This window comes from Microbacterium sp. bgisy189, assembly GCF_965345345.1.
In the GTDB taxonomy this organism is placed as follows: domain Bacteria; phylum Actinomycetota; class Actinomycetes; order Actinomycetales; family Microbacteriaceae; genus Microbacterium.
Genome location: NZ_CBDRMZ010000011.1, coordinates 60,889 through 76,253 on the forward strand (window position 1 = coordinate 60,889; position 15,365 = coordinate 76,253).

Consider the following 15,365-nt stretch of genomic DNA (forward strand, 5'->3'; position numbering starts at 1 on the left):
GGAACGTGTGAACAGTCGCGCGCTCCGTCTCGTCGGGCCGGTGATTCTCGTCGCGGCCGCGCTGCTGATGCTCATCGTCGGCCTCGCGTACGGTGGCGGTGCCGATCCGCTGCAGTTGAACGACCCGGGTCCGGTGGTGCGCTGGGGGCTGCCGGTCGCGAAGGTCGTCGTCAATCTCTCGGCGGCTGTCATGGTCGGCGCGCTCGTGCTCGCCCTGTTCGGGCTCGAAGCGCGCGAGCGGCCGTTCGACACCGCCCTCGACACCGCATCGGCCGGGGCGGCGGTGTTCACTGTGGCGAGCGGCCTCACCGCCTACTTCACCTTCCTCAACGTGCTGGGTGCGACCCCGAGCGCCGACGCCCAGTTCGGCGCGCAGCTGGGCAACTTCCTGGTCGGCACCGAGCTCGGGCTCGCCTGGCTCATCACGACGCTCGCGGGCGCCGTCATCACGGTGCTCACGTTCGCGTTCCGGGGCTGGACGATGACACTGCTCATCGGCATCGCCGCGGTCGCCGCGCTCGTGCCGATGGCGACGCAGGGGCATTCGGGTGCAGAGGCGAACCACAACATCGCCGTCGCCGCCCTCACGCTGCACATCATCGGCGCGGCCGTCTGGGTGGGCGGGATCGTCCTGCTCGTCATCGTGCGTCCCCAGCTCGACCGCGAGAAGATGCACGCGCTGCTGGAGCGGTACTCGAGCCTCGCCCTGGCGGCTTTCGTGGTCGTCGCGGGCTCCGGCCTCGCGCGCGCCGTGATCGGCGTCGTGGCGTGGGAGCACCTGGCATCGGCATACGGTGCGCTGCTCATGGTCAAGATCGCCGCGCTGCTGCTGATCGGCGTGCTCGGCGCGATCTACCGGCGACGGCTGATCGACGGCATCCGCGTGAAGGGCGGCGCGGGCAGGTTCTGGGGCCTCATCGCGCTCGAACTCGCCTTCATGGGCATCGCGAGCGGTGCCGCCGTCGCCCTCTCGCGCACGCCGCCGCCCGTCGACACGACCCTGGCGACCGATCGGTCGCCCGCCGAGTACCTCACCGGCGCACCGCTGCCGCCCGAACTGACGATCGACCGCTGGTTCACCCAGTGGGACATCGATCTGCTGTGGCTGACGGTCGTCGGCTTCGGGCTCTTCTTCTATTTCGCCGGAGTCTGGCGTCTGCATCGCCGCGGCGATCGCTGGCCGGTCGCTCGCACCGTGATGTGGACGGTGGGCATGCTCGCACTGCTGTGGGTGACCGGTGGGCCGATCAACGCCTACCAGGACTACCTGTTCAGCATGCACATGATCGGCCACATGCTGCTGACCATGGCCATCCCGCTGTGCCTGGTCGTGGGTGCGCCGGTCACGCTCGCTGCCCGTGCAATCCGCAAACGTGAAGACGGCACGCGCGGGGCCAGGGAATGGATCCTGTGGGCGGTGCACACACCGTTCTCGCGGGTCGTCACGCATCCGCTCGTCGCCGCAGCCGTGTTCATCGGGTCGCTGTGGGCGTTCTACTACACCGACCTATTCCGATGGTCGCTCTACGACCACCTCGGGCACGTGTGGATGACGGCGCACTTCCTCATCTCGGGCTACCTGTTCGTGCTCTCGCTCATCGGCATCGACCCGGTGCCGCTGCGGTTGCCGTACGCGTTCCGTCTCGTGACCCTGCTGGCGGTCATGGCGATGCACGCCTTCTTCGGCATCGCGATCATGATGAGCGAGAGCCTGTTCGTCGCCGAATGGTTCGGGTCGATGGGGCGCACCTGGGGACCGACGCCGCTCGAAGACCAGTACATCGGCGGCGGTGTCGCCTGGTCGATCGGTGAGATCCCGACGCTCATCCTCGCGATCACGGTCGCGATCCAGTGGAGCCGGTCCGACGAGCGCATGCAGCGCAGGGCGGATCGCCACGCAGACCGCACCGGCGATGCCGAACTCGAGGAGTACAACGCGCAGTTGGCAGCGCTCGCCGAACGCGACGCGCGCAGGGCGCGCTGACTCAGTCGCTGGGCGAGACCTGGATCGATGCGCTGCCGTCGGGCAGCACCGTGATATCGCCGGTCAAGAAGAACGGCACCTCTTCGACGACCTGCTGGATGCTGCCGTCGTAGAGCGACTGGATGTCGACCGTGATCTCGGCGATCGCCTGCGTGCGGCGGATCTTCCAGTCCGCGCCGTTGGGTGCGAGGGCGACGGTCGGCTGTTTCGCGATCTTCCATGTCGGGGTGCTGACGACGCGGTTCTCGAAGAACGTCCCGAAGGGGCACCCCGTCGGCTGCAGCACCTCCTGGGTCGCGCACTCGGTGAGGAAGGCTTCGACCTTGTCCTGCACGACGCCGATGAACTCGTCGGTCGGCTCGGTCTGCACGTCGACGGGGATCTCGGCCTGCGGTGTGTCCGACAGCACGGCGACGCCGGGGCTCTCGGACAGCGCCGTCTTCACCTGCACCGAGTACAGGCCCGGCGAGAAGACGAGCAGGGGAACGGCTGCCAGCGGATCGGCCTCGACGCCGTCGACCGAGACCTGACGCTTGTCGACCTCGAACCCGTTGACGCTGAACTGCATCGCGCCGCGCACGCTCAGGTCGATGACGGCCAACGGGCTCTGCGCGAAGCGCCACGTGGGAGCGACACCCACCCAGCCTGCGCGTTCGACCTCGAAGGTCGAGGTGCCCTCGTGGGGGCCTGCTTTGTAGCTGACGGTGACCTTCGTGATGCCGTCCGACTCTTCGGCGCGCACCGCCTCGACCTCGGTGAGCGGCGCGAGCGCGTCGCGTCGCAGCAGCGCCTCGCTGGCGGTGGTGGGCAGCTTCGCGTCTTCGAGGTCGACCGAGTCGATCACGACACCCGGCACGGTGAGGGCGTCGGCTGCCCGCCCCTGCGTGAGCAGTTCGAGGTAGCGCAGCACGAACGCGGTCGGGCTGTAGAGGTGCTGATACGCGATCACGCCGGTCGCGCCGATCGCGCCGACGAGCAGCGCGAAGACGACGAGCAGTGCGGTCAGATCGAACCGCAGCCGTCGGCGCTCACGCGCATCACCCACCCCGTGCACGCTTTCAGTCTAGGAAACCTCGCCTGATAGCTAGCATGGATGCGGTGAACACCCCTCCGCTGTCGTCCGAGCAGGAGGAGTTGTTCCGCCTGATCGAAGACACCCGCGAGCACGTGTTCGTGACGGGCCGCGCGGGCACCGGCAAGTCCACCCTGCTGCAGCATCTGGCGTGGAACACCGACAAGCAGATCGCCGTGTGCGCGCCCACCGGAGTCGCCGCGCTCAACGTCGAGGGGCAGACGATCCACTCGCTGTTCCGGCTCCCGATCGGGCTCATCGCAGACAGCGAGCTCGAGCAGTCCGATGCGACCCGCAAGATCCTGAATGCGATCGACACGCTCGTCATCGACGAGATCTCGATGGTCAACGCAGATGTGATGGATGCGATCGATCGATCACTCCGGCAGGCCCGCAAGCGCCGCGCTGAACCGTTCGGCGGGGTGCAGATCGTCATGTTCGGTGACCCGTACCAGCTCTCGCCGGTGCCGCCGCGCGGCGATGAGCTGCGCTACATCCAGGACCACTACCGCTCGTTCTGGTTCTTCGATGCGCAGGTGTGGGCGGGGCCGCGGGGGGATGCCGGCGCGATCCGCTCCGACGGGCTGCTCGACCTCGGGCGCGTGGGGGCGCCGCTGCACATCCGTGAGCTGCGCGACATCCACCGGCAGTCCGATCCCGGGTTCAAAGAGATCCTCAATGCGGTGCGGCACGGCATCGTGACCGCCGACATGGCCGGCATCCTCAACTCGACCGGCGCCCGCCCTGTGCCCGAGCCCGTCGACGGGGAACCTCCGATCATCACGCTCGCGACCCGCAATGACATCGTGAACCGCATCAACCAGCGCCACCTCGATGCGCTGACCGGGCCGGTGCAGACGGCCCGTGCCGACATCAGCGGCGACTTCGGTCGCGGCGACGCGTCGTACCCCGCCGAGGCCGAGCTGCAGCTGAAGGTCGGGGCGCAGGTGATGTTCTTGCGCAACGACGTCGGCGGGTTCGGCGGCGACGGACCCCGCTGGGTCAACGGGTCGATCGGCACCGTCACCCGCATCGCGGGCGGCACGGTGCGGGTCGAGCTCGACGGTGAGGAGCACGACGTCGAACCGGCGGTCTGGGAACGGTTCCGCTACGCGTACGACCCGGCATCCCGCAAGCTCACGCGTGAGATCGTCGCGGAGTTCACCCAGTTTCCGCTGCGGTTGGCGTGGGCGATCACGATCCACAAGTCGCAAGGCAAGACGTACGATCGCGCGGTCGTCGACCTCGGCTCGGGGGCGTTCGCCCCCGGGCAGACATATGTCGCGCTGTCGCGGCTCACGTCGCTCGAGGGGCTCTACCTGTCACGGGCGCTGCGGCCGAGTGACATCCTCGTCGACCACGACGTCCGCCGCTTCATGGCCGGTGTGCGCGCCGCGGAACGCGCGGGCGGCGTCGTCGGCTGAGATCAGGCGGCGCGACGGGCCTTGTCGGCGGCGAGGTCGGTGAACAGGTCGGTGTTGAACCGGTAGGCGACGAGCACTTCGTCGATCACGCGCTCGCGCTCGGCGGCATCCCACGGGGCGGCGTCGAGCTGCTCGCGGTACACCTCTTTGAACGCCTTCGGATCGGCGATCTCGTTGAAGATGTAGAAGCCGATGCCGTTGGTCTCGAACCCGAACTGGCGCGCCATGAGGCGCCCGATGAACAGGCCGCCCGACAGGTCGCCGAGATAGCGGGTGTAGTGGTGGGCGACGAACCCGCCCGCCCAGCTCGCGCCGACCTCGCGGATGCGGGCGACGTAGCGCTCGGTCGTCGGCAGCGGCTCGATGCGCTCGCGCCAGTCGTCGCCGATGAGGAACGCCAGGTCGGCTTCGAGTGCGGGGAGGCGGGTGAGCTTCTCGCTGATGAACAGCGCGGCGATCGGGTCGTCCTTCATGCGCTCGGCGGCGACTTCGAGGGCCTCGTAGATGAACCAGTGCTGGGCCACGAGGGCGACGTAGTCGTCGCGGGTGCCGCGCCCCTGCATCAGGTCGGCCATGAAGCCGGCGTGCTCGCTGCCGGAGTGTGCGCCGCTGGAGCGCTCGCGCAGCGCGGTGGAGAACGGGATCGGGTCGGCCATACCTGCAGTGTAGCTGAAACTAAGGCTCACCTTAACTGAAGGTTTCGTCGGAATCAGCTCTGCGGACGCGGCTCCACACCCAGTCGTGCGCAGGCCGCGTCGTACAGCGCCACGATCTCGCGGCGCACCTCGCGTCGCTCACTGATCGGACCGCCCGGCCACGGCACACGGATGACGTCCTCGGCACCGTCGGCGCACATCACGTGCCACTGGCCGGCGTCACCGTCGAAGGTCACCATCTCGGCGCGGATGACGTCGGGGATGGGCGAGAACGCCCGCGCGATGAGCAGGTTGTCGTCGAGGTGATCGGTGTTCATGTGGCCGAGCACGCCGCGCAGGGCATCGTCGTCGAAGACGTGGGTCATGCACGACACCCTACGCACCGCGTCGCTGCAGCGACCGCCCGGGTATGTTTGAGGGGCACGAGTTCCACCCAGGGAGTATGGATGCCGCAGACGCGCACACGGCGGATCGCCGCTTGGACGGCCGCCGCGGCGATGGTGCTCGGCATGGCCGCCTGCACACCCGATGCCAGCCACCGGGTGGAGTTGCCCGCGCAGGTCGAAGGGGCACTGCCCGACGACATGCAGGAGCAGCTGCGCACCGCGACCGAGACCGCGATGGCAGGCACCGGTTCGACCGGTGCTGTCGTGGGAGTCTGGGCGCCCTGGGCCGGATCCTGGGTGACGGGCCTCGGCACCACGACCGCCGACGGTGCCGAAGTGAGCACCGACATGCGCTTCCTCGCAGGGTCGATCACCAAGTCGATGACCTGCGACGTCCTGTACGCCCTTGTCGAAGAGGGCACCGTCGCACTCGGCGATGACGTCACCACCTGGCTGCCGGGCATGCCCACGCTCAAGGGCATCACGCTCGGTCAGCTGTGTGACAGCACGAGCGGGCTCGCGTCGTACGCCGGCAAGCTGCAGACCCGCTGGATCGCGAACCCCGAGCGCGTGTGGAACCCGCGCGAGCTCGCCGCCTACGGCATGGCGAGCGGTCTTTCGTTCGAGCCGGGCAGCGAATACGGCAACAGCGACACGGGCTATGTCGTGCTCGGTCTCGCGCTGGAGAGCGCGAGCAACCGCTCGGCCGCGCAGTTGTTCGAGACGTACATCTTCGAGCCGCTCGGGATGGATGCCAGCTCGCTCCCGTCAACGTCGCCGACCGACGGCCGCCTGAACGGGCTGCGCTCGGGCAACGTCGACGGCGAGCTGTCCTGTGCCGACACGGTAGACCTGACGACCTTCTCGCCGTCCGCGGGCTACACGGCGGGCGGCGTCGTGAGCGACGTGAACGACATCGGCCGGTACGTGCAGGCGCTCGCCCTGGGGCTCCGCAGCTACGATTCGGACGCTCGCTTCGAGGACGCGGTGTCGGCGTCACGCTCCGGCTCGACCTGGTACCAGTCGAAGGGTGGCGCGCTCCTCGCGGGCAGCCTCGCCGGGCAGTTCGGACGCGTGCCCGGTTATCTCACATCTGCCTTCGCTGATCGCGAGACGGGGTTGACGGTCGTCGTCGTCCTCAACAACTCGCGGGCATCCGCTGTGGCCGCGCGCGCACTGTCCTGGCAGCTGGCCGCGATCGCATCAAAGGCGCCGGCCGTCGGTGACCTGAGCGCCCCGTCCGCAGGGTATCCCTGGACCGAGGCCGATATGGCCGAGAGCGTCGCCGACGAGGCCATCTGCGAATGAGCGCACGGGCGTTCTCGGCATCCGCTGCCGCGTTCGTCGTCGTCGGACTCGCGTGCCAAGAGGTCGGTGCTGCGCTCGCTGTGCTGCTGTTCGACGACATGGGGCCGCTCGGCATGGTGATGCTGCGGCTCGTCTTCTCGGCGCTCGTGCTGCTCGCGATCGCCCGCCCGACGTGGCGGGGGCACTCCAGCGCCGACTGGTTCGCGGTGGCGCGCTTCGGCATCGTGCTCGCCGTCATGAACGCGCTGTTCTATCTCGCGCTGGAGCGCTTGCCGCTCGGCGTCGCCGTCACGATCGAAGTGCTCGGGCCGCTCGTGCTGTCGATCGTCGCGGCGCGGCGGGCATCAGCGTGGATCTGGGCGGGCATCGCGTTCGCCGGCGTCGTCGCACTCGGCGGCGGCGGGTGGGACCGGCTCGACCTGCTCGGCGTGCTGTTCGCCCTGGGCGCCGCCGCGAGCTGGGCGTTCTACATCCTCGCCTCGGCGCGCGTCGGGGCGGCGTTCCCAAAGCTCGACGGGCTGGCCTTGGCGATGACGGTCGGGGCGATCGTCTCGTTGCCGTTCGGCATCCCGAACGCGGGCGCATCACTGCTGCGGATCGACCTCGTCGCGATCGGGGCCGCCGTCGCGGTGCTCTCGTCGACGATCCCCTACGCGCTCGAACTCGCCGCGCTGCGCAGGTTGCCGGCATCCGCTTTCGCGATCCTCATGTCGCTGGCACCTGCGACTGCGGCGCTCGCCGGGTTCGTGCTGCTCGGGCAGCACCTGACGTGGCTCGAACTGGTCGGCATCGCGCTCGTGATCGGCGCATCCGTCGGCGCAATCCGTGCCGCCGGACGGCGCGCACGTGAGAGCACGGAACCCGTCGCCTGAGCCGGAGGCCGCCCGCTTCTGAGTCGCTCCATGTTCCGGGTTCCCGGTGACGTCCCCTACACTTCACCGGAGTATCCCCGCGTACGATGTCGTATCCTCCGGGCAACGGCCCGACGTCCAACGGAGTTCCCATGGCGCGAGCGCCCCAGTCATCCCTGCCCACGGTCGGTGATGCGCTGACGCGATCATCGGCGCGCGCTGACAAGCAGCGCACCCGCACGCGCATTCTGCTCGGCATCGTGCTGCTGCTGGCCCTCGCGCTCGTCATCGTCATCGGCGTCGTCGTGATCAAGGGAGGGCTCGGCGGCGGCAACACGGCCGCACCGTCCGGCGGCGGCGATTGCATCGCCACAGAGCTTCGCGTGACAGCCGATCCCGACATCGCCGTCGCGCTCCAAACGATCGTCGAAGACCTCGACAGTGCCGGTGGCGACTGCCCTGACGTGACCGTCCGGTCCGAAGAAAGTGCTGTCACGGCGGCGGTGCTCGGCGAGGGCGGCGACCCGGGATTCGATGTCTGGGTGCCCGACTCGTCGATGTGGCCGGCGCGGGCGACCGGCCTGGCCGAGATCGCCGAGGCGGATGCCGCTGAACTCGTCGTCGGTGACACGGTCGCGACGACGCCCGTCGTGTTCGCCACCACCGAGACGACGGCCGCCGCGGTCGGTGCGGACGGTGCCGGATTCTCGAGCTTCGCCGGCGGCGGTGCGGCTGTCGTGCTGCCCGATCCGACAGCCGTGGCATCGAGTTCTGCTGCGCTCCTCGCCCTGCAGACCGCGTTCTCGGGCGACGCGCGCATGTTCACCGGCATGGTGTTGAGCCTTGCGAACGGGATCGTGCCGACCGCCGACGAGGCGCTTGCGGCCGCGGCTACGGCAGAGACCCCGACGGTTGCCGTCACCACCGAGCAGGCAGTGCTGAACCACGACGCTGACCTCGTCTCGATCTTCCCGTCCGACGTCAAGCCCGCCGTGAGCATGCCGATCGTCACGCTCGGCGACGCGTCGGAGGAGACAACCGCAGCCGTTGAGACCTTCACGGCAGCGATCACCGCGGCATCCGCCACGCTCGCCGATGCCGGCCTGCGCGAGGCCGACGGGACGCCGGGTGCAGACTTCGTCGCCGAGGGCAGCGAAGACGGGGGAGCGGCGGCCCAGACCGCCGACAGCGTCAACCAGGCCGAAGTGTTGCGCACGTGGCAGGTGCTCACGGCGCCGTCGCGCATGCTGTCGCTCAACGACGTGTCGGGATCGATGTTCGAGCCGGTGACCGGCGACATGCGGCGCATCGACCTGTTCGAGCAGGCCGCCGTCCGCGCCGTGAACTCGCTCTCCGCAGACTCGTCGCTGGCCACCTGGGTGTTCTCGACGCGCCGGATCGGCGGCCAGGACTGGCAAGAGATCGCGCCGTTCGGTCCGCTGAGCGACGCCGCACACAAGCAGCGCACGATCGACACCGCCAACGGGCTCGACAAGCTCGTCGGCGGGGGCACCGGACTGTACGACAGCGTGCTCGCCGCCGTGAAGTACATGCGCGAGACGTACGTTCCGGGTCAGGTCAACCTCGTGCTGCTCAACACCGACGGTGTGAACGAGGACGACGACGGCCTCGACCTCGACGGCCTGCTCGCCGAACTCGAGAAGCTGCACGACCCAGCGGCTCCTGTCGCCGTCATCGCGATCGGCTACGGACCCGACACCGACCAGAGCGTGCTCGAGCAGATCGCCGCCGCGACCGACGGCGCCGCCTACCAGGCCCTCGAACCGACCGACATCACAACCGTGCTCGTCGACGCCGTCACGCAGCGCGGCTGCCGCCCCTTCTGCGCCTGACGTCGTTGCGCGCTTTGCGGCACCGGCATCCCCGCGATGTCGGCTTGCTGCCGGTGAGTCCAGGGTTTCAGCACGAGTCGGATGCTGTGGCGTGTTGACTCGCGCAGGAATCCCGGACTCGGTGGAAACACATTGGAGGGGCTGACGGGAATCGAACCCGCGCTGTCTGCTTGGGAAGCAGAAGTTCTGCCATTGAACTACAGCCCCGATGCCTTGAAACTACTGGGATCTCTCGATCTCGTCAAGGCTAGGTGTACACATTGGTGTTCACATGTGCCTCGCGCGCCGAAGCGGCATCGCGATAGACCAACCATACCCAAATTCACGGCATCGCTGATCGCGATGAGGCATGGGTGCTGGGCCTCGTGGCGCGACTGCGACCGGATTTCGGACGCGGTTGCCCGCGTCACGGGGCTGTCGCTGCGGGCGCTTCACCCGGCTGCGGATGCCCAAGGCGAGCTGCGCGTACGACGCTGAGTCGACCCCTACACCTTCAGAAGGTGCTCCGGATGGGTGGGTAGCGATTCGATGAATCTCTGCAGTTCCACGACCGAGTACAGGGGTTTCGAGCCTGAGAAGTGCGGGGTGAGGTCACCCAAGCGCACGTGGTGTCGAAGGCGTGAGGGGCTGAGCCCAACGGCGGCCGCAGCCGCGTTGTGGTCGAGGGCGACGACGGTCGGGCTGGTTGCCAGATCAGTCATCGGGTTGGCGGCCGGGTGTGTAGGACATGCCTTTGAGGTAGCCGGCGGTGCGGGCTTTGCTGATCCAGTCGCTGGCGGTGCGGTGGGGGATGCCGAGTTCGAGTTGCACGGTTTTGGTGGGTGGGAGTCCTGCGAGGGCGGATGCGCCGTAGAGGATTTGGATGACTTCCATGCGTTCGGTTTTGGTGCCGCGTTTGGAGACGGCGGTGGCGAGCCATTCGGGGATGATGCGTCCGTCGGTGGCGGAGAGTTCGGCGATGGTGGTCCAGCCGTGTTCGAGGTGTACGGCGATGCAGTGGGGGATGGCTGCTTGCAGGATGGCTTGGGGTGCGGTGTGTCGGAGGGCGACTTCGTCGAATCCGGGGCGGATGCCGCGGTTGACGATGGTGGTGACGATGTAGCGGCCCTGTTCGGGGTTGTAGATGGCGTCGAGGGTGGTTTCGATGCCGGCCGCCTCGTCGGTGGTGGTGGCGGAGAATCCGGGCGCGATTCGGAGGGCGGTCCCGACGGGTTCGGTTGCCGCTGTGCGGGTCATCTTCTTGCCGTCGGTTGTCTTCACGTCGACCTTCACCCCCTTAGTTTGCTCTACCGCGATCACGAATCGCAGCCCGGCTCTTGACTAACGTGTACCTGCTCGCGTTCGTGGCCTACGCCATCGACCTTGCACAACGCTCAGTACGCCGCGACGAACCCCAGCGGGTGCCCGCGCTCGTGACCGCGGGCGGAGACACGCAGAACACAGGCGACGAACGCGCCGCGCTGAACGAGGTCCGCACCCGGCCGGGCCAGCGGCAACGTCTGCTCTGGGCGCGAATCGGCACCGTCCTGACCGGGTTCGCGTTCGTGTTCCACCTCGCCGGCACCATCGGGCGAGGACTCGATGCGGGAAGGGTCCCGTGGGCGAACATGTACGAGTTCGCGCTCACCGGGACTTTGCTGATCGTCGCGGTCTACCTAGCCGTGCTCCGCCGATACGATCTACGCTTCCTGGGCTCGTTCCTCATCGGTATGGTCGCGTTGCTCCTGGGCGGTGCGACCTTGGCGTTCTACGTCGAAGTCACCCCGCTGATGGACCCCCTCAAGAGCGTCTGGCTCGTCATCCACGTTTTCGTCGCCTCCCTCGGCACCGCCCTGTTCGCGATTTCCTGCGGCCTCTCCGCCACACAACTGCTCCAGTCCCGCCGCGAACGACGGGCCGCAGCGCCGGGGGAGGACACTCAAGCGGCCCGGTCGGGCTACCTGCGCACGCTGCCGACCGCCGACACGCTGGAATCCCTGGCCTACCGGTTCGCGATTGTGGGGTTCATCTTTTGGACCTTCACTCTCATTGCTGGTTCGATCTGGGCAAACGACTCCTGGGGCCGGTATTGGGGGTTCGACACAAAGGAGGTTTGGACCTTCGTGATCTGGGTGCTCTATGCCGGATACATCCACGCCCGCGCGACACGAGGCTGGCGCGGTACCCGATCGGCGTGGCTGTCGATCATCGGGTTCACCGCCGTCCTGTTCAACTTCACCATCGTCAACATGTTCTTCAAAGGCCTGCACGCCTACTCCGGCCTCAGCTGACGACCAACGACCGCTCGACCATAAAGGACTCACCCCTCCATGCCCACACCATTGCTCGACCCCGGTTGGTATCCGCGTCCGCCGGCGGCGACGTACACCCGCCCTCGCCACGGCGTGTCCTCGGTCTCCGACGTGCGAAGCACACGATGAACGGCGGTCGAAGCCGGAGACTGGCCGTCGCGTGCCTGGTCGCACTGGCCATGGCTGTCGTCGACCAGGGTACGAAGGCCATCGCGCTCGCACAGCTGAGCGAGCAAGAACGAATTCCGCTGATCGGCGACCTACTGGGGTTGCAACTCGCCTTCAACCCCGGGACCGTCATGTCTCTCGGCTCGAACAGCACCTGGGTGTTCACTGTGATCGGGATCGTGGCGGGGATCGCGCTGTTCTATGCCGCATGGCGGGCGACATCCACGGCATGGGCGGTCGCAATCGGATTCGTCTGGGGTGGAGCAATCGGCAACCTCATCGACCGCCTCTTCGCCGCTCCCGGGTTCGGCCGCGGCCACGTCACCGACTTCCTCGCCTATGGCAACCTCTTCATCGGAAACATCGCCGACATCGCCATCGGAATCGGCGTCGGACTCGGCATCCTCCAGGTGCTCCTCAGCCACCGGTCCCAGACGCGCAGCGAACACCCGGGGGCAACCTCCCCCCAGGAGAAGTGACTTCGGCCCGATTACAGGTCATCCGGGTTAGACGATGCTCGCCAGCACATTCAGACGGAACTGCGCGAGCACCGCGACAACCAGGTAAGCGGCGAGCGTCACGAGCGTGATCCACGGCCACAATACCGCACCAACCCGCCGTGCCCGTTGACCGAAGACGCCCTCGCGCAGGTTCCGGACCGTCACGATGAAAAACAGGGGGAGCGTCGCCAGCCACACCACAAGACACCAGGGGCAGAGCGTCCCCAGCACATAAATGCTTTGCCCGATCAGCCACACCACGAACGCAAACGCACCCGCGACACCGATATTGAACAGCATCCAGAACCAGCGAGCGAAGTGCGGTACCGCCCACAGCGCGACTCCGACGCACACCACGAGCGCGAACCCGACCAGTCCAAGGAACGGATTGGGAACCCCAAACGCGGCCCCTTGAGCGCTCTCGAGGTTCGCAGAGCACTGCACCAGCACGGAGAAGTCGCAACTGAGGCCCGCATCGGGGCTCGTCAGCTTTTCGATCTTCTCAACGGACAGGGCCATCGATGCCGTCAACCCGACGGCGCCACACAGCGCGAGGAACAAGCCGAAGAAGAATTCACGGCGCATGAGCTGGGACAACTTTCACCATCGCTAGATACATACGGAACAGATTGCAATCATACAGTGATGCGTGTATGTTCATTGCGTGCTGACTATTACCGATCGTCTGGATGTGATGAACCGTCTCGGCCGCGCCATGGCGGACCCGACACGCTCACGCATTCTCATGACTCTGCTTGATGGCCCGATCTATCCCGCGGCACTCGCCCGTGAACTGGATCTCAGTCCGTCCAACGTCTCCAATCACCTGACCTGCCTTCGTGACTGTGGCATCGTTGTTGCGGAGCCCGAGGGTCGCCGAACTCGGTACGAGGTCGCAGATCCCCGTCTCACCCGGGCGCTCACCGCTCTGCTGGACACGACCTTGGCGGTGGACCATGCAGCCGGGTGCATCGATCCCTCCTGCGCGGCCCCGGAATGCTGCACGACGGAGGCGACGGCATGATCTTCCTCTCCATACTGCAAGCGATCGGCCTGTTCATTGTCACGAACATCGACGACATCATTGTGCTCTCGCTGTTCTTCGCCCGTGGCGCGGGACAACGGGGCACGACCGCTCGAATCCTGGTCGGGCAGTATCTGGGATTCGCAGGCATTCTCGGCGCGGCTGTACTCGTAGCTCTCGGCGCCGGAGCATTCCTGCCTCCAGAGGTCATCCCCTACTTCGGTCTGATCCCGTTGGGCCTGGGACTATGGGCGGCCTGGCAGGCATGGCGTCGACGTCACGACGACGACGATGACGATGAGGGCAAGATCGAGGGTAAAAAGGTCGCGGTCTGGGCCGTAGCGGGTGTCACCTTCGCAAACGGCGGGGACAACATCGGGGTCTACGTGCCGGTCTTCTTGAGTGTGGGACCCGCCGCCGTGGTCGCCTACTGTGTAGTGTTCCTCGCGCTCGTCGCAGTCCTGGTGTACGTAGCCAAGTTCATCGCTACCCGACGTCAGATCGCGGAAATCCTGGAGCGCTGGGAGCACATCCTGTTCCCGATCGTCCTGATCGGCCTCGGCATCTTCATCCTGATCAGTGGCGGCGCATTCGGGCTCTGATCACCAAAAGGAAGCTGGACCTCACCCCCGACACGGTCAGCCGCCTGTAGCAGCCGCCAGTAAAGAGGCGGACTACGTTGGACGGTAGGGAAGGAAGGAGGGGAGCATGTCGCTAATCACGCTCGCGGATGCCATGGGACGCACGCGCACGCTCACCCGCACCTTTCTCGTGATGATCGCGATCACTGCGGGGATCGTCGCGGGGCTGCTTGCGATGCACTCCCTGAACAGCCACGCCACCAGCACCGGTCACCTCGACACCGTTACGACTGCCCCTGCCGCCTCGCACCACGCTCAGGACGCCGCTCCGGTCGGGGAACCGGCGGCGGGGGAGTGCGATGACTGTGCCGGTGGGCACGACACCATGATGTGGTTGGCGTGCGTGCTCGGCCTGCTCGTGACCGTGCTGATCCTCGCCCGCATCACCGGAAATTGGCGGACCACCGACCCCGAACGCGGATCCCTGACCGTCTCGTTGTGGCCGGGTTGCCTCGCACCGGTGCCTCCACCCTCATTGATCGTTCTCTGCATTAGTCGCACCTGAGGATGCCGCTGCCTGCCCCCGCGCAGGCACGGCTCACCCTGCCCGCCGGGCGGGAACCTCGTTGACGACTTTTGGAGAACCTCATGAAGATCCGTACTGCGGCGACTGCCGCGCTCGCCCTGACCACCGCCCTTATCCTCGCCGGCTGCTCCGACACCGGGAACGCCGGGGGTGGCATGTCTGGGATGGACCACGGCGGCTCCAGCAGCAGCGCCGCCCCCTCCGCTGACGCGTCTGCGAACGCGAACGACGCGGACATCATGTTCGCGACGATGATGATCGCGCACCACCAGCAGGCCATCGAGATGTCCGACGTGTTGCTGAGCAAGGACGACATCGACCCACGGGTTGTTGACCTCGCCGATGGCATCAAAGCCGCCCAGCAGCCCGAAATCGACACGCTCAACGGCTGGCTGCAGGAGTGGGGCGCCGACACCTCCGGCACGGACATGGATCGCATGGATCACGGCGGAGGGATGATGAGCGAAGAGGACATGCAAGCCCTCGACGCGGCGACCGGCACCGAGGCGGCCAAGCTGTTCCTGGAGCAGATGATCGAGCACCACAACGGTGCAATCGAGATGGCTCAGGAAGAAGTCAGCAACGGGCAGAACCCGAACGCGACCGCCCTCGCGCAGAAGATCGTCGACGACCAGACCGCCGAGATCGCTGCGATGGAGGACATCCTCGCCAGCCTGTGAC

Annotated in this window: 17 protein-coding genes and 1 tRNA gene; 11 read left to right on the forward strand and 7 right to left on the reverse strand. The window is 67.1% G+C overall.

Translation table 11 applies throughout. The features are described from left to right. The first annotated feature begins 7 nt into the window (after positions 1-7). Entirely contained in the window at positions 8-1,984 is a 1,977-nt protein-coding gene (locus tag ACSF8R_RS12930; RefSeq protein WP_434812281.1) for a cytochrome c oxidase assembly protein, read from the forward strand. 1 nt (position 1,985) lies between these two features. Here ACSF8R_RS12930 and ACSF8R_RS12935 read toward each other — a convergent pair whose 3' ends face one another. Beyond that, entirely contained in the window at positions 1,986-3,038 is a 1,053-nt protein-coding gene (locus ACSF8R_RS12935; protein WP_434812282.1) for a hypothetical protein, read from the reverse strand. A gap of 35 nt (positions 3,039-3,073) precedes the next feature. On the opposite strand from ACSF8R_RS12935, the gene ACSF8R_RS12940 reads away from it, so the two are divergent. Then, positions 3,074-4,480 carry an ATP-dependent DNA helicase gene (locus ACSF8R_RS12940; RefSeq protein WP_434812283.1) on the forward strand — a complete coding sequence of 469 codons (1,407 nt, stop codon included), beginning with the start codon at positions 3,074-3,076 and terminating at the stop codon, positions 4,478-4,480. Positions 4,481-4,482: 2 nt separating this feature from the next. Here ACSF8R_RS12940 and ACSF8R_RS12945 read toward each other — a convergent pair whose 3' ends face one another. Both ACSF8R_RS12945 and ACSF8R_RS12950 read right to left on the reverse strand, forming a co-directional pair. Next, positions 4,483-5,136 carry a heme oxygenase (biliverdin-producing) gene (locus ACSF8R_RS12945; protein ID WP_434812284.1) on the reverse strand — a complete coding sequence of 218 codons (654 nt, stop codon included), beginning with the start codon at positions 5,134-5,136 and terminating at the stop codon, positions 4,483-4,485. Positions 5,137-5,189: 53 nt separating this feature from the next. Next, positions 5,190-5,501, reverse strand: coding sequence for a DUF2470 domain-containing protein (locus tag ACSF8R_RS12950; protein ID WP_434812285.1), 312 nt, complete (start codon positions 5,499-5,501; stop codon positions 5,190-5,192). A gap of 81 nt (positions 5,502-5,582) precedes the next feature. Here ACSF8R_RS12950 and ACSF8R_RS12955 point away from each other — a divergent pair, with 81 nt between their 5' ends. The 3 genes from ACSF8R_RS12955 (at position 5,583) to ACSF8R_RS12965 (ending at position 9,534) form a co-directional block, all read left to right on the forward strand. Further along, a complete protein-coding gene (locus ACSF8R_RS12955; protein ID WP_434812286.1) occupies positions 5,583-6,830 on the forward strand; it encodes a serine hydrolase domain-containing protein in 1,248 nt (415 codons plus the stop codon). After that, positions 6,827-7,702 carry an EamA family transporter gene (locus tag ACSF8R_RS12960; protein ID WP_434812287.1) on the forward strand — a complete coding sequence of 292 codons (876 nt, stop codon included), beginning with the start codon at positions 6,827-6,829 and terminating at the stop codon, positions 7,700-7,702. The genes ACSF8R_RS12955 and ACSF8R_RS12960 overlap by 4 nt, the downstream gene beginning before the upstream one ends. Positions 7,703-7,833: 131 nt before the next feature. Continuing rightward, positions 7,834-9,534: a hypothetical protein gene (locus tag ACSF8R_RS12965; RefSeq protein WP_434812288.1), complete on the forward strand. Its 1,701-nt coding sequence runs from the start codon at positions 7,834-7,836 to the stop codon at positions 9,532-9,534. A 133-nt stretch (positions 9,535-9,667) separates the two neighbouring features. Here the strand turns inward: ACSF8R_RS12965 and ACSF8R_RS12970 are convergent. From ACSF8R_RS12970 to ACSF8R_RS12980, 3 genes are all read right to left on the reverse strand, one after another. Beyond that, a tRNA-Gly gene (locus ACSF8R_RS12970) sits at positions 9,668-9,741 on the reverse strand. Between the two features lie 278 nt (positions 9,742-10,019). Further along, positions 10,020-10,235, reverse strand: a complete 216-nt coding sequence (locus ACSF8R_RS12975; RefSeq protein ID WP_434812289.1) for a hypothetical protein — start codon at positions 10,233-10,235, stop codon at positions 10,020-10,022. After that, entirely contained in the window at positions 10,228-10,806 is a 579-nt protein-coding gene (locus ACSF8R_RS12980) for a hypothetical protein (RefSeq protein ID WP_434812290.1), read from the reverse strand. Before ACSF8R_RS12980 ends, ACSF8R_RS12975 begins: the two co-directional genes overlap by 8 nt. Before the next feature lie 44 nt (positions 10,807-10,850). Here ACSF8R_RS12980 and ccsB point away from each other — a divergent pair, with 44 nt between their 5' ends. Both ccsB and lspA read left to right on the forward strand, forming a co-directional pair. Further along, entirely contained in the window at positions 10,851-11,804 is a 954-nt protein-coding gene (ccsB, locus tag ACSF8R_RS12985; RefSeq protein WP_434812291.1) for a c-type cytochrome biogenesis protein CcsB, read from the forward strand. Positions 11,805-11,950: 146 nt separating this feature from the next. Further along, positions 11,951-12,472, forward strand: a complete 522-nt coding sequence (gene lspA, locus ACSF8R_RS12990; protein WP_363360861.1) for a signal peptidase II — start codon at positions 11,951-11,953, stop codon at positions 12,470-12,472. A 27-nt stretch (positions 12,473-12,499) separates the two neighbouring features. Here the strand turns inward: lspA and ACSF8R_RS12995 are convergent, their stop codons facing one another. Then, positions 12,500-13,078: a vitamin K epoxide reductase family protein gene (locus tag ACSF8R_RS12995; protein ID WP_242086954.1), complete on the reverse strand. Its 579-nt coding sequence runs from the start codon at positions 13,076-13,078 to the stop codon at positions 12,500-12,502. Positions 13,079-13,157: 79 nt separating this feature from the next. On the opposite strand from ACSF8R_RS12995, the gene cmtR reads away from it, so the two are divergent. The 4 genes from cmtR (at position 13,158) to ACSF8R_RS13015 (ending at position 15,364) form a co-directional block, all read left to right on the forward strand. Then, complete coding sequence (cmtR, locus tag ACSF8R_RS13000; RefSeq protein WP_242086956.1) at positions 13,158-13,517, forward strand: Cd(II)/Pb(II)-sensing metalloregulatory transcriptional regulator CmtR; 360 nt, start codon at positions 13,158-13,160, stop codon at positions 13,515-13,517. Then, on the forward strand, positions 13,514-14,119 hold the full coding sequence (locus ACSF8R_RS13005; protein WP_434812292.1) for a cadmium resistance transporter: 606 nt from the start codon (positions 13,514-13,516) through the stop codon (positions 14,117-14,119). The genes cmtR and ACSF8R_RS13005 overlap by 4 nt, the downstream gene beginning before the upstream one ends. Positions 14,120-14,225: 106 nt before the next feature. Then, positions 14,226-14,663, forward strand: a complete 438-nt coding sequence (locus ACSF8R_RS13010; RefSeq protein WP_434812293.1) for a DUF6153 family protein — start codon at positions 14,226-14,228, stop codon at positions 14,661-14,663. 83 nt (positions 14,664-14,746) lie between these two features. Continuing rightward, positions 14,747-15,364: a DUF305 domain-containing protein gene (locus ACSF8R_RS13015; protein ID WP_434812294.1), complete on the forward strand. Its 618-nt coding sequence runs from the start codon at positions 14,747-14,749 to the stop codon at positions 15,362-15,364. Position 15,365 lies beyond the last annotated feature (1 nt).

Excerpts from the sequence above, each read along its gene's own strand:
- ACSF8R_RS13005 (WP_434812292.1), top strand. The coding sequence starts at position 13,514 with ATGATCTTCCTCTCCATACTGCAAGCGATCGGCCTGTTCATTGTCACG.
- ACSF8R_RS12950 (WP_434812285.1), bottom strand. The coding sequence starts at position 5,501 with ATGACCCACGTCTTCGACGACGATGCCCTGCGCGGCGTGCTCGGCCAC.
- ACSF8R_RS12995 (WP_242086954.1), bottom strand. The coding sequence starts at position 13,078 with ATGCGCCGTGAATTCTTCTTCGGCTTGTTCCTCGCGCTGTGTGGCGCC.
- ACSF8R_RS13010 (WP_434812293.1), top strand. The coding sequence starts at position 14,226 with ATGTCGCTAATCACGCTCGCGGATGCCATGGGACGCACGCGCACGCTC.
- ACSF8R_RS13015 (WP_434812294.1), top strand. The coding sequence starts at position 14,747 with ATGAAGATCCGTACTGCGGCGACTGCCGCGCTCGCCCTGACCACCGCC.
- ACSF8R_RS12955 (WP_434812286.1), top strand. The coding sequence starts at position 5,583 with ATGCCGCAGACGCGCACACGGCGGATCGCCGCTTGGACGGCCGCCGCG.
- ACSF8R_RS12965 (WP_434812288.1), top strand. The coding sequence starts at position 7,834 with ATGGCGCGAGCGCCCCAGTCATCCCTGCCCACGGTCGGTGATGCGCTG.
- ACSF8R_RS12960 (WP_434812287.1), top strand. The coding sequence starts at position 6,827 with ATGAGCGCACGGGCGTTCTCGGCATCCGCTGCCGCGTTCGTCGTCGTC.
- ACSF8R_RS12945 (WP_434812284.1), bottom strand. The coding sequence starts at position 5,136 with ATGGCCGACCCGATCCCGTTCTCCACCGCGCTGCGCGAGCGCTCCAGC.
- ACSF8R_RS12975 (WP_434812289.1), bottom strand. The coding sequence starts at position 10,235 with ATGACTGATCTGGCAACCAGCCCGACCGTCGTCGCCCTCGACCACAAC.
- ACSF8R_RS12940 (WP_434812283.1), top strand. The coding sequence starts at position 3,074 with ATGGATGCGGTGAACACCCCTCCGCTGTCGTCCGAGCAGGAGGAGTTG.
- lspA (WP_363360861.1), top strand. The coding sequence starts at position 11,951 with ATGAACGGCGGTCGAAGCCGGAGACTGGCCGTCGCGTGCCTGGTCGCA.